At 65.7% G+C, this 11,869-nt stretch carries 12 protein-coding genes; 4 read left to right on the forward strand and 8 right to left on the reverse strand.

Annotated features, from left to right (window positions below; all coding sequences use genetic code 11):
• Positions 1-122 precede the first annotated feature (122 nt).
• The 3 genes from ACLP25_RS07545 to ACLP25_RS07555 form a co-directional block, all read right to left on the reverse strand.
• Complete coding sequence (locus tag ACLP25_RS07545; RefSeq protein ID WP_442468598.1) at positions 123-1,094, reverse strand: branched-chain amino acid ABC transporter permease; 972 nt, start codon at positions 1,092-1,094, stop codon at positions 123-125.
• 6 nt (positions 1,095-1,100) lie between these two features.
• Positions 1,101-1,973, reverse strand: a complete 873-nt coding sequence (locus ACLP25_RS07550; RefSeq protein ID WP_442468599.1) for a branched-chain amino acid ABC transporter permease — start codon at positions 1,971-1,973, stop codon at positions 1,101-1,103.
• 63 nt (positions 1,974-2,036) lie between these two features.
• On the reverse strand, positions 2,037-3,182 hold the full coding sequence (locus ACLP25_RS07555) for an ABC transporter substrate-binding protein (RefSeq protein WP_442468600.1): 1,146 nt from the start codon (positions 3,180-3,182) through the stop codon (positions 2,037-2,039).
• Between the two features lie 203 nt (positions 3,183-3,385).
• On the opposite strand from ACLP25_RS07555, the gene ACLP25_RS07560 reads away from it, so the two are divergent.
• A complete protein-coding gene (locus ACLP25_RS07560) occupies positions 3,386-4,717 on the forward strand; it encodes an ABC transporter substrate-binding protein (RefSeq protein ID WP_442468601.1) in 1,332 nt (443 codons plus the stop codon).
• Here ACLP25_RS07560 and proC read toward each other — a convergent pair.
• A complete protein-coding gene (gene proC / locus ACLP25_RS07565; protein WP_442468602.1) occupies positions 4,636-5,454 on the reverse strand; it encodes a pyrroline-5-carboxylate reductase in 819 nt (272 codons plus the stop codon). The two genes, ACLP25_RS07560 and proC, sit on opposite strands and share 82 nt — an antisense overlap.
• Positions 5,455-5,791: 337 nt before the next feature.
• On the opposite strand from proC, the gene ACLP25_RS07570 reads away from it, so the two are divergent.
• Positions 5,792-6,412 (forward strand): L,D-transpeptidase, encoded by a 621-nt coding sequence (locus tag ACLP25_RS07570; protein ID WP_442468603.1) that lies wholly within the window; start codon positions 5,792-5,794, stop codon positions 6,410-6,412.
• A 196-nt stretch (positions 6,413-6,608) separates the two neighbouring features.
• On the opposite strand, the gene ACLP25_RS07575 is transcribed toward ACLP25_RS07570, so the two are convergent.
• The 4 genes from ACLP25_RS07575 to ACLP25_RS07590 form a co-directional block, all read right to left on the reverse strand.
• Positions 6,609-8,093: an AMP nucleosidase gene (locus ACLP25_RS07575; RefSeq protein WP_442468604.1), complete on the reverse strand. Its 1,485-nt coding sequence runs from the start codon at positions 8,091-8,093 to the stop codon at positions 6,609-6,611.
• A 23-nt stretch (positions 8,094-8,116) separates the two neighbouring features.
• Positions 8,117-8,470: a RidA family protein gene (locus ACLP25_RS07580; protein ID WP_442468605.1), complete on the reverse strand. Its 354-nt coding sequence runs from the start codon at positions 8,468-8,470 to the stop codon at positions 8,117-8,119.
• A gap of 28 nt (positions 8,471-8,498) precedes the next feature.
• A complete protein-coding gene (locus tag ACLP25_RS07585; RefSeq protein ID WP_442468606.1) occupies positions 8,499-9,026 on the reverse strand; it encodes a DUF1993 domain-containing protein in 528 nt (175 codons plus the stop codon).
• Between the two features lie 71 nt (positions 9,027-9,097).
• Positions 9,098-9,520: a GFA family protein gene (locus tag ACLP25_RS07590; protein ID WP_442468607.1), complete on the reverse strand. Its 423-nt coding sequence runs from the start codon at positions 9,518-9,520 to the stop codon at positions 9,098-9,100.
• 158 nt (positions 9,521-9,678) lie between these two features.
• Between ACLP25_RS07590 and ACLP25_RS07595 the strand changes: the two genes are divergently transcribed.
• Positions 9,679-10,110 (forward strand): Fur family transcriptional regulator, encoded by a 432-nt coding sequence (locus tag ACLP25_RS07595; protein ID WP_442468608.1) that lies wholly within the window; start codon positions 9,679-9,681, stop codon positions 10,108-10,110.
• A 605-nt stretch (positions 10,111-10,715) separates the two neighbouring features.
• Positions 10,716-11,869: alpha-amylase family glycosyl hydrolase (locus ACLP25_RS07600; RefSeq protein ID WP_442468609.1), on the forward strand; the 1,154-nt coding region annotated here is incomplete at its 3' end.

Genomic DNA, 11,869 nt, shown 5'->3' on the forward strand with positions numbered 1-11,869 from the left:
CTTGCCGGCGCCGTTGGGGCCGATAACCGCGTGAATCGCGCCTTCGGCGACATCGAAACTGACCTGCGAGACGGCTGCGACGCCGCCGAAGCTCTTGGTCAGGTTCTCGACCCGCAACATGGTCAAGAGTCCTTTCGCCGAAACCGCGCGGCGAGGCTCGGCGCAATCCCCCGCGGCAGGAAGATCATCGTCGCCACCAGGATGACGCCGAACCCGATCGTCTCATAGCCTTCAAAGCGCGCGAGCAGCTCCGGCGCCAGCGAGAACAGCGCCGCGCCCAAGACGGAGCCCCAGATCGACGCCATGCCGCCGACCACCACCATGGTCACGAGCTCGATCGATTTCGGGAAGGCGGCGAGCGAGGGCGTGATGAAGCCGACGTAGTGGGCGTAGAGGGAGCCCATGGCCGCGGTCGCAATCGCAGACAGGGTGAAGACGCGCGCCTTGAACGACGCCGCGTCGACGCCGAGGGTGCGGGCCGCCGTTTCCGAACCTCTGAGCGCCCGGAGCGCGCGTCCTGCCGGGCTGTCGACAAGATTGGCGGCGAGCCAGAGCGCGGCGACCAGGATAGCCATGAACAGCCAGCACCACTGTCTCTCGCCGGAAACCGTGAATCCGAAAAGAGTGAAATCCGGCGACGACATGCCATCGGGGCCGCCGGTCAGCCCCGTCTCGTTGGTCAGCGCAATCGTAGCGATCACGCCGACGCCAAGTGTCGCCATGGCGAGGTAGTGGCCCTCGAGACGAAGAATGACGCGGGCCAAGCCATAGGCAAACCCGCCGATCATGGCCGCGCTTGCCGCGAGCGCAGCCGCCGGCGGCCAGTCGAAACGCGAGGCGAGGATCGCCGAACCGTAGGCGCCAAGCCCGAAAAAGGCGGCGTGGCCGAGGCTGATCTGGCCGGTGTAGCCGATCAGCAGGTTGAGCGCGATCGCGACGGTCGCATTGATGGCGACGCGGATCGCGACGTCCGCGTAGTAGGCGTTCGGAAGGACAAGCGGAAGCGCCGCAAGCGCCAGCGCGAAGACGAGGAGCGGCGCGGTTCGCGACCGACCCCGGCTCGGTTGTTGCGTCAGGGGTTCAGCCGTGGTCATGAACGGTCAGACCCGGGTCGCTGTCGCCGCGCCAAACATTCCGCGCGGGCGAACGACGAGGATGAGAAGCACGACGACGAAGGCGGCGGCGTCCTTGTAGGCGGAGGATACGTAGCCCGCCGTCAGGCTCTCCATCAGTCCGAGGGCGATCCCGCCCGCGACCGCGCCGACGCCCGAGCCGAGTCCGCCGAGCGTCGCGGCGACGAAGCCCTTCAGGCCGAGCATGATCCCGGCGTCGTAAGACGTGTTGGCGATCGGCGCTATCAGCGCGCCGCCGATCGCGCCGATGGCGGCCGACAGGACGAAGCTCAGCGAGACGACTCGCCTGACATCGACGCCGACGAGTTCGGCCGCGAGCCGATTGGTGGCGGTCGCCAGCATGCCCTTGCCGATCCGGGTGCGCTCGAAGAACCAGGCAAGAGCCGCCACGACCGCGAGCGTCGCCGCGACCACCCAGACGCTCTGGGGCAAGAGTGCGGCGCCGGCAATCTGGATCGGCCGCTCCCCGGAGAAGGGCGGCAGCGTGTGCGCGCCCTTGCCGAGCGTCGCCTCCACCCCGCCTCTCAGCACCATCGAGACCCCGATGGTGATGATGATGAGCGTCGTGACGTCCGCGTCGCGCGCCGGTTGGATTGCGAGCCTTGCGACGCCGTAGCCGATGAACGCCGTCGCGACGATCGCAGCGGGAACCGCGACAACGAGCGGCGCGCCGGCCGAAGCGAGCGCCGCGGCGATCATGCCGCCCAGCATGATGAACTCGCCCTGGGCGAAATTGATAACGTGGGAGGCGTTGTAGACGATCGAAAAGCCTAAGCCCGCCAGCGCGTAAGTCGCGCCGACAGTCAGGCCAGTGATGAGATATTGCAGAAGCTGGGGCACGGGGAGAGAGCCGCTCGTAGGAGACGAGGCGAGGCCTCGCGGGCCTCGACCTCGCTGAAGGCGTCATTCGATGAGCTTCCACTTGCCGTCGTGGATCTCGATCATGTGGAAGGCCTCGGTCTTCAGGCCGAGATGATCTTCAGGCGACATCGTGACGACGCCGCCGGTTCCGGCGAAACCCGCGGTCTTCTCGATTTCGTCGCGCACCTTCGCCTTGTCCGTGGAGCCCGCCCTCTCGACCGCCGCCTTCCAGATATTGAACGCGTCGGCCGCGTGACCGCCGAAGGTGGAGACGTCCTCGCCGGTCTTGCTCTTGTAAAGCGCGACGTAGTCGTTTTCGACCGCCTTTTGCGGGTCGGAATCCGGCAGCTGGTCGGGGACCAGGATCGCCGCCGCAGGCAACCGAACGCCCTCCGCCGCAGAGCCGGCAAGCCGGATGAATTGTTCGCTCGCCACGCCGTGCGACTGATAGATCGGCAGCTTGACGCCGAGCTGCGCGATGTCCTTAATCACGACCGCCGGACCCTCGCCCAGGCCGAAAACGAGAATCGCCTGGACGCCGTCGACGGCCCGGATCTTGGTGAGCTGAGCCGTGACGTCGGTGTCCTTCGGACCGTAGGTCTCGTCGGCGACGATGTCGACGCCGGCCTTCGGCGCCGCGGCGAGCGACTCCTTGCGGCCCGACTGGCCGAAGCCGGACGTCTCGGAGAGGAGCGCAACCTTGGTCAGGCCGCGTTTCTTCATGTCCTGGAAAATGCGCTCGGCCGCCATGCGATCGTTGTGGGGCACCTTGAACACCCACTTCCGGGCCGGCTCGACAATCACGACGCCGCCCGCCAGCGATATGAGCGGGATTTCGGCCTTCTCGACCAGGGGGATCATCGCCATGGTCGCGCCGGTCGTGGTGCCGCCGAGGATGACGTCGACGCGATCGTCGTCGATGAGGCGCCTGGCGAAGCTGTTGGCCTTTGCCGCATCCGATCCGTCGTCATAGCTGACGAGGTCGAGCGGACGGCCGAGAACGCCGCCCTCGGCGTTGGTCTTGTCGACATAGATCTTCAGCGTCTTGAGCTCGGGATCGCCGAGGAAGGCCGCGGGGCCGGTCACGGAAAGGACGGCGCCGATCTTGATGGGTTCGGCCGCAAGCGCCCCCGCGGCGGAGATCGCGAGCGCGATGGCGGCCAGCGCCGCCTGAACAAAGCATCTCATGCGTTTCCTCAATCGCTTTTGATCGTTGAAGACTCGAACCTAAGGGATTCGACCGCCGCGGCCAAGCGGCGGCGCCGGGCCGCGCGGCCGGCTGAAGCGCCTGTATTGGATGGATTCGGCCGTCTTCCCATCCGCGCGCGTCTGCGCATAAAGTCGTCACGAGCCCGATGCGAGGGGCCGCGACAGCTTTTAGGAGAGGGAACGTGACGCGAAGGGCCCCCGCCGCCATCGCCGCATTCGCCCTGTGGGGTTGCCTCATAGCGACCGGCGCGGCGTCGGCTGAGTTCGCGTCCGATCGGGTCCGTATCGGCGTGCTGACCGACGAGAGCGGGCCTTACGCCGATTCTGCCGGGCCAGGGGCGATCCTTGCGGCCAAAATGGCCGCCGAAGACTTCGGCGGGGCCGTGAAGGGCCACAAGATCGAGATCGTCGACGCCGACACGCAGAACAAGCCCGACGTCGCCGCCGCCATCGCACGGCGATGGTACGATGCGGAAGGCGTGAACGCGATCGTCGATCTCCCGGTGACGCCGGTCGCCTTCGCCGTGCAGGAGATCGCGCGACAGAAGAACCGGACCGTCATGATCACCGCTTCCGCCGCCTCCGAGTTCACCACAAAAGCCTGTTCGCCCATCAGCTCCCACTGGGCGGACGACACGCATGCGCTTGCGGCCGGCACGGCGAAGGCGCTCAGCGCCGAGGGCGGCAAAAACTGGTTCTTCATTACCGTCGACATCGCCTTCGGCAAGGCGTTGCAGGAGGCCGCGACCCAGGTGATCGAGGCCGCGGGCGGCAAGGTCATCGGTTCCGTCCGGCACCCGGTCGGGGCCTCGGATTTCTCCTCCCTCATCCTGCAGGCGCAGGCGTCCGGGGCGGACATCATCGGCCTCGCCAGCGTCGGCGGCGATCTGGTCAACATCCTGAAGACGGCCAACGAGTTCGGCGTCGGCCACGACGGCAATCAGACCCTCGCCGGTTTTCTCGTCTACATCGACGACGTGAACGCGCTCGGCCTCGACGTCGCCAAGGGACTCTATGTGACGACGGGCTTCTACTGGGACCAGAACGACGAAGCGCGCGCCTTCGCCAGACGCTTCTTCGAGCAGCGCCACGCGATGCCGAGCAAGGACCAGGCGGAGGTCTATGTCGCGGTGAAGCATTACCTTCAGGCGATGGACGCGGCGGGCACGGACGACGCGGTCGCGGTCAACAAGGCGATGCGCGCTGCGCCGGTCGATTATTTCGGCAAGAAGGCCACGATCCGCGAGGACGGGCGCGTGCTCTACGATCTCACGCTTTATCGGGTGAAGGGCCCCGCCGACATGAAGGCGCCCTGGGATTATTATGCGCCGCTGCGCACGATCCCGGCGGACGAAGCGTTCCTCCCGATTAATAAGGACGTCGTGCAAGTTTTGAGTTGGGCTCAGCAATTCCTCGGCCGACGTCTCGCCGGCTACCCCGCCATTTCGCCCGCCCGCGCCCGCGCCGCCGCCGCCGCGCGGGCCATTAGCGCGTCGATGCCGTCGTTCCCCTGAAGCACGGCGAGAGCCGCCGCTGTCGTGCCTCCGGGGGAGGTGACGTTGCCGCGCAGAACCGAGGGCGGCGTTCCCGGCTCTCGCCGCATCAGCTCGCCCGCCCCCTCGACCGTGCCGCGAGCGAGGCTCATCGCGAGATCCGCCGGCAGGCCGAGCGATACTGCCGCGGCGGCGAGGGCCTCGGTCAGCGCAAAGACGTAAGCCGGGCCGCCGCCCGAAATCGCCGTCACCGCTTCGATCGCGGCTTCGTCGTCGAGCCAGTGGAAAGCGCCGACCGCCCCGAGCAGCCATTCCGTCCAGAGCCTCTGCTCGGGCGTGACCGCCGCGCTCGCGAAAGCGGCGGTGACGCCCCGGCCGATCGCAGCCGGCGTATTGGGCATCGCGCGCACGACCGCCCGGGCGCCCGGCAGGCGCGCCCTCAGATTGGCGATCGTCTTGCCGGCGAGAATCGACAGAACCAGCGTCCGCTCGCCGGCGAGCGGCGCGATTTGTGGCGCGACGGCGTCGAGCGACTGCGGCTTGACCGCAAGCGCGAGCACGTCGGGCGGCGTCGGCGCGGCGGTATGCAGCGCACCGCCGCGCGACGCCGCGAGCCCGGCGATCTCGTCGGAGGGATTGGGCTCGAGAATCGTGAGCGACGAGGCCGCGAGCCCGCCCGCGAGCCAGCCCGCCGCCATGGCGGCGCCCATCTTGCCCGCCCCGACCAGGACGAGGCGCTCCGGCCACTCGTTCATCATCGCCGCCTCTCTCTTCGCGCCCGATCGAACGTTCAAGACGTCACGGCGCGCTTCCCGCGTGACTACGCATCGGACGGTCCGCCGACAAGAGACTTTGCCAGGAAAGCGCCATGAAAACCCGCGAAGGGCCCGGAGATTGTTTCGCGGGCGGCAAAAGCCTATCGAGGCGAAAAAAGCGCGAAAATGTGAAGGATCGGGTCTAGCCAAGCGGAACACATTTAGTTAATGGGCGTCTTGGAATTGCAGCCGTTTTGCCATTGCGGCACGGAAGCTTTATTTAAACCGTCGGGATTTATGGTAACGGAAGCGTTAATCGTTTGAGGCGAGCGGGGTCGGCATGAAGGCGAACGGGATCTTTCTGGGGGCGGCGCTGGCGATCGCCGCGCTGACGAGCGGGTGTCAGTCCATCATTCAATCCGGGCTGCCCGACCCGAAGCTCAGCGAGCGCGACAAGCAGATGATGGCGCTGGCCGAGCCGGACGAGTACCGCATTCCCGACTACCGGAATATCGTCGCGTACGACACCAAGGAGAGGCCCGGCACGATCATCGTCGACACCGGGCCGAAGTATCTCTACCTCGTCCTTCCGGACAATAAGGCGATCCAATACCGCGTCGCGACGGGCTCTGAAGCCGCCGGCTGGACCGGACGCGCCACGGTCGGCGCGATGAAGGAATGGCCGACCTGGATGCCGACCGCCTCGATCATGGAGCGTTGGCCGCAGTTTCAGGTCTACAAGCAGCACGGGCCGCTCGAGGGCCGGTGGGACAATCCGCTCGGCGCTCGCGCGCTGTACCTGTTCCAGGGCAACACGGACACGCTCTATCGCATCCACGGCACCAACGAGCCGTCGGAAATCGGCCAGGCCGTGTCCTCAGGCTGCATCCGCATGCGCGACATGGACGTGATCGACCTCTACAGCCGCGTCCACATCGGCACGCCGGTGGTGGTGCAGTAAATTCCCCTCGCCCCGCGAAGCGGGGAGAGGGCCGGGGTGAGGGGCGGCGCCAGCGTCTGAGATCAGGGCGGCCCCTCATCCGGCCCCTCGGGGGTGAGAAGGCGGCGGCCAGATTTGAGCGCTGGCGCAGCCCCATCCGGCCGCACATTCGGCGCGTCCGCCTTCTCCCCGCTTTCGCGGGGCGAAGGGACGAAGCTCACCGGAACGGCGGCTCGTCGAAGCTCCTGAGCTTGCGTGAGTGCAGCGTCTCGTCGATGCTCTGCAAAAAGCCGATCGCCGCGATGCCGATCTGCAGGTGCTCCCCGATCGCGCGCTCGTAAAAGGCGTTGGCGGCGCCGGGCAGCTTGATCTCGCCGTGCAGCGGCTTGTCGGAGACGCACAGAAGCGTGCCGTAGGGCACCCGCATCCGAAAGCCCTGGGTCGCGACGGTCGCCGACTCCATGTCGACCGCGATCGCGCGCGAGATGTTGATGAGCCGGCGCTCCTTCGACCAGCGCAGCTCCCAGTTGCGATCGTCGTTGGTGACGACCGTGCCGGTGCGCAACCGCCGCTTCAGCGCGTCGCCCTTCTCGCCGGTCACCTTGGCGACCGCCTGCTGCAGCGCCACCTGCACCTCGGCGATCGCCGGGATCGGCATCATGAGGGGCACGGCGTCGTCGAGGATGTGGTCGCACCGCAGATAGGCGTGCGCCAGGACGTAATCGCCGATGAGCTGCGACTGACGCAAGCCCGCGCAGTGGCCGACCATCAGCCAGCAATGCGGGCGAAGCACCGCGATATGGTCGGTGATGTTCTTGGCGTTCGCCGGCCCGACCCCGATGTTGACCAGGGTGACGCCCCGCCCGTCGCTGCGGATCAGGTGATAGGCCGGCATCTGGAAGCGGTGCCAGGCCACGCTCATGGCCTTGAGCTCGGCCTCCTCGGGCGACATTGACCGGTCGATGACCACATTGCTGGGCAGGACCACCCTCTCGACCGACGGATCGGCATGGAGCTGCTTCAGGCCCCATTGGACGAACTGATCGACATAGCGGTGATAGTTGGTCAGCAGCACCCACGGCTGTATCGCCCGCCAGTCCGACCCGGTGTAATGCACCAGACGGCGGAGCGAGTAGTCGACGCGCGGCGCGTCGAACAGGGCCAGCGGCCGCTCGTCGTCGTGGACGAATTCGCCGTCGGCGGTTTCGTCGCCGATCGTCGCCAGCGACGGAACGGGAAAGTAGCGGGCGAGTTCGGCCGCGTCGGCCCCCCCGCGCGTCAGCTCGTCGCCGCTCTCGATCACGTAGGGATAGGGAATCTCCTGGTCCCCGACGCCGACTTCGATATGCGCGCCGTATTCGGAAACCAGCGGCTCGAGCTGCTCGAGCAGATAGGCGCGAAAATCCGCGGGCTGGGTCACCGTGATCGAGTAGACGCCGGCCTCGCTGAACTTGGCGTAGGCGCGCGGGTTGACGGGCGGCGGGACGCTCGGCTCGTAGATCAGGCGCAGCTCGGGGTAGCGGAACAGCGCCCGCGTCGCGGCGGAGGGCGCTTCGCCCGTCTTGAGAAAGCGCTCGACCGCGGAACGGAGCGCCTGCGTCGCGTCGTCGTACAGGCGGGCGAGCCGGTCGACCGCCTCGGCGGGCGTCGCCACTCGCTCGAAGGCGCCCTTGAGGATCGTTTCCGCCAGGGTTTTAACCATCGCGTGTCCTTCCGTTCGCCCCGTCAGCCGCGGGCGGCGATGCAGGCGATCTCGACCGTGTAGGCCGGCGCCGCGAGCTTGGCCTCGACGGTCGCGCGCGCCGGCGCATGACCCGCCGGGACCCAGGCGTCCCAGACCGCGTTCATCTCGGCAAAGGTCGCGATGTCGGCGAGATAGATGGTCGCCGAGACAATCTTCGTCTTGTCGGAGCCGGCCTCGCCGAGCAGGCGGTTGATTGCGGCGAGGATCTCCCGGGTCTGCTCGCCAACGCTTTGACCCTTGGCCTGATCGGCGACCTGGCCGGCGAGATAGACCGTGTCCCCGTGGATCACGGCCTGCGACATGCGCGGGCCGGCGTGCAATCTCGTGATGCTCATCGGCTTCTGGTCCTTTCTACGCAGGCGATCACGCAGGCAGAACGCCCGGGACGGCGCCGAGGAAATCGCGCTTGCCGATCTCGACCCCGGCCGCGCGCAAAATGTCGTAGGCGGTGGTCAGATGAAAATAGAAGTTCGGGAGAACCCAGTGCAAAAGGTAGTTCCCGCCCTGCATCTTCATCTTGGCGTTAGGGCCAACCGCGAACACGATTTCACGGTCGAGCGCCGCGTCGATCGCTTTCGCATCGAGCGTTTTCAGATAGTCGAGCGTCCGGACGATGCGATCGCGCAATTCGGCAAACGTCGCCTCCTTGTCCTCGAAAACCGGCGCCGCGACGCCGGCCAGCCTTGACGGCGCGTTTTTGGCGTTGTCGCAGAAATTCTGGACCTGCCGGACGAACGGGAACATGTCCGGGGCGAGCCGCATGCCAAGGTAGTTCGTCGGATCGAACTTGCGCGCCTTGGCGTGCGCCTCGGCCTTGTCGAGGACGCCAAGAAACGCCGTCAGGGAACGCTCGAAGACGGGCACGCTGGATTGGGTGAGGGATAAAGACATCGTGAAAACTTTCATGGGCGAGTCGCGCCACTAAAGCGCACGCCCATGCATGCATCGCCCTTGTGACGTTTTCAACTCTGTGACGGCGGCGGCGCTTGTCCCTCGGTCTGGGGCAGGTTCGGGTCGAGGCAGGCCCAGCCCGGCGCCGATTTCGCCCAGATGATCGCTGCGGGTCTCATGACATCGGGGTTGTCGAACGCTCCGACGCGCACGATGATGTGATGCGGGCGGGGCTCGGCCTCGCTGAACACCGGCGTGCCGCACCCGGCGCAGAATCTTCGGTGCATGGTCGAGCCGCTGTCGGCCGTGGCGACGTAATCGGTCAGCGGTCCCGACACCGTCACGGCCTCCTTTGGGAAAATGGCGTTGACCGTGCCGCTCCCGGCGCCGAGATACTGGCAGACTCGGCACCAGCACTGGCGTACGCCGATCGGCGCGTCCGCGTCGATTGCGAACCGCACCGCGCCGCAAAGACATCCACCCGTGATCGCCATCGCCGCCTACCTCCACGCCCGCGACAATAGGCGTAAGGGTCGGGCCTTGCCAACGGCCCGGGAATTGCTGCATGAATTTTCGTTGGAGAAAAGCGACCGTTACCAGACACGCGTGTCCGGTTCGCGACAGACAAGGACGGCGGAAAGACGTTGTTGGGATGGAAGTGAGGCTCAAGACGCAGGAGCAGGCGATCGACGGCTTGATCCGCCGCAAGCTCGAAGCGGCAGGCGTTCGGCCGACGCGGCAGCGCGTCGATCTCGGCCGGGTGATTTTTGGCGCCGGAGACTGGCATTTCACGGCGGAGATGATCTACCAGGAGACGCGGACGATCCGTTTCGCCCCGACGCTCGGGACAATCTACAATACCCTGAACGAGTTCGCCCGTTGCGGGCTCTTGCGCGAGATCGCCATCTACGACGCAAAGCTCTGGTACGACACCAAGACCGGGCCGCACTTCCATTTCTACCGTGAAGATACGGAAGAACTGTCGGACATTCCCGACGAGTGGCTGCCCACGATCGACATTCCGCCTCCCGACGGCATGCGCATCGCCGCCATCGACGTGATCGTCCGGGTGAAGAAGGCGTAGCGCGGGTAGCGCGGCGAGGCGCTTGACAAACTGATTACTGCATCCGCGTCGCGGAAGATGTCGCACGCGTCGCTCTTCTGGTCGGCGCCAAAAACGACCGCGGCGCGCGTTGGTACGAAAGCTACGGCGCGCTGCGCATGGACGATGCGCCTCTCTCCCTCGTGTTGCCCCTCGCCATCGCGGCCGACGCGCTCAATCGCGGAACCTAGCCCGGCTTGTGCACGAGACTTTGGCGCCAAGAACTGCCAACGAAAGTAAGGACGCACAAACGATGCAGAAGTCTCAAGAGAACTCGAAGACCTCGATGCAGGTCCCCGTGCGCACCAAATTTCCGGGGAACGCGCCCGTGCTCACCGCGTCAGATTGACCGATCAATATTATATATACCCGCAACGTAAAGAACGATATCATGCGCAAAATTCCCCGAGACGGGGACATTGCATCGTTAGGCAAACAAGCCACCAAAAGATTCCACGGACGCCGGCGTCGGAGGCTCCAAGATCGGGATACGCGCCGGGGTTCCACAATAAATTCAAGGATATCGGGACCGAACCAATCCGGAGCCTGATTGACTTCCAGTTTTCGAAGGATGGGAGTGGGGTTCCATGAAACAGGTGCAGCTTTCGATCACGCCGAAGCCGAATAACTCGGCTTTTGCAGGGGGACTTAGCGTAAGTGTCACCGTGGGGGGGCCTCCTCCGGATGAAACCGTACAGGCGGCACAGCAGCCGGATGGGACCTGGCTCGCGACACTGGACGTCAATCTCAATACCGCGACAACGTTCACTCTGGTCCCCGCGAACGGGGTTGAGTCCGTACCGTACGGTCAATTGGTTACCAGCCGGATCTATTCCGTGACCGCCTCTACGACAAACCTCTACGCGGCGGAAGGAATTTACGGACTCTGCGAGCGTGGCCCGGCCCAATTTGGGGAGCCGCCGAGCCGGAGCGCGTTGATGGCGGCGGCCTTCGGGGATCCGGTCGCGAACGCCGGCATTTTCCAGGCGCGCGAGATGCCCCATGGGGCTACCCTTCTGGGCGACCAGGTTTACTTCGCAGTGCATGCGCCCCATGCGGTATGCGCCACGCTAATTCTCGCGATTGGGAACGGCGCGGGCAGGCTGACCCGGCAGCAAGTGCCGATGAGTCTGACGGAGGACGATTTCTACTGGTGGTGCGCCGTGCCTGCCGCCCAAGCCGCGCCCAATACAAAATACCGCTTCTTATTGAACGATACCACGGAGGTGATCGACCCCGGGGCGCGCGCCGTGTTTGACGGAGGCTCGCTGGTGACGGCGGCGGGCGAGGATCCGAACGATGCAAATACTTCGTGGTCGATGGTGCTTGACGTCGGGGGGGTATATGATACGGGCCACGCCCAGCAGTGGCAGACGATGGGCTGGGACAATTTCCTCATTTACGAAATTCACACGCGGCGTTTCACAAATATTCAAGTTGGGACGCCGATACCGAAAATACCGACGCCATTTGACTTATTGGTGGATGAGTTGAGTCCTATTAGCCGCCTGGGGCGGACCGGCTACCTGCGAGCATTGCCGATAACTATTTTCGAGCTGCTGCCGGTGATCGAGTTCAGCAGCGCGGAGTCCTGGGGGTACGATCCGGCATTCTATTTCGGGATCGACAGCTACTACGGCGGCGCGCCGGCCATGGCGCGGTTTGTCAACGCCGCGCACGCGGCCGGGCGCGGCGTGATGCTGGACATGGTTTATAACCATTCGCTGACCTCTTCGCTGGT

It is taken from the genome of Roseiarcus sp., from assembly GCF_052145395.1.
Taxonomy (GTDB): domain Bacteria; phylum Pseudomonadota; class Alphaproteobacteria; order Rhizobiales; family Beijerinckiaceae; genus Roseiarcus.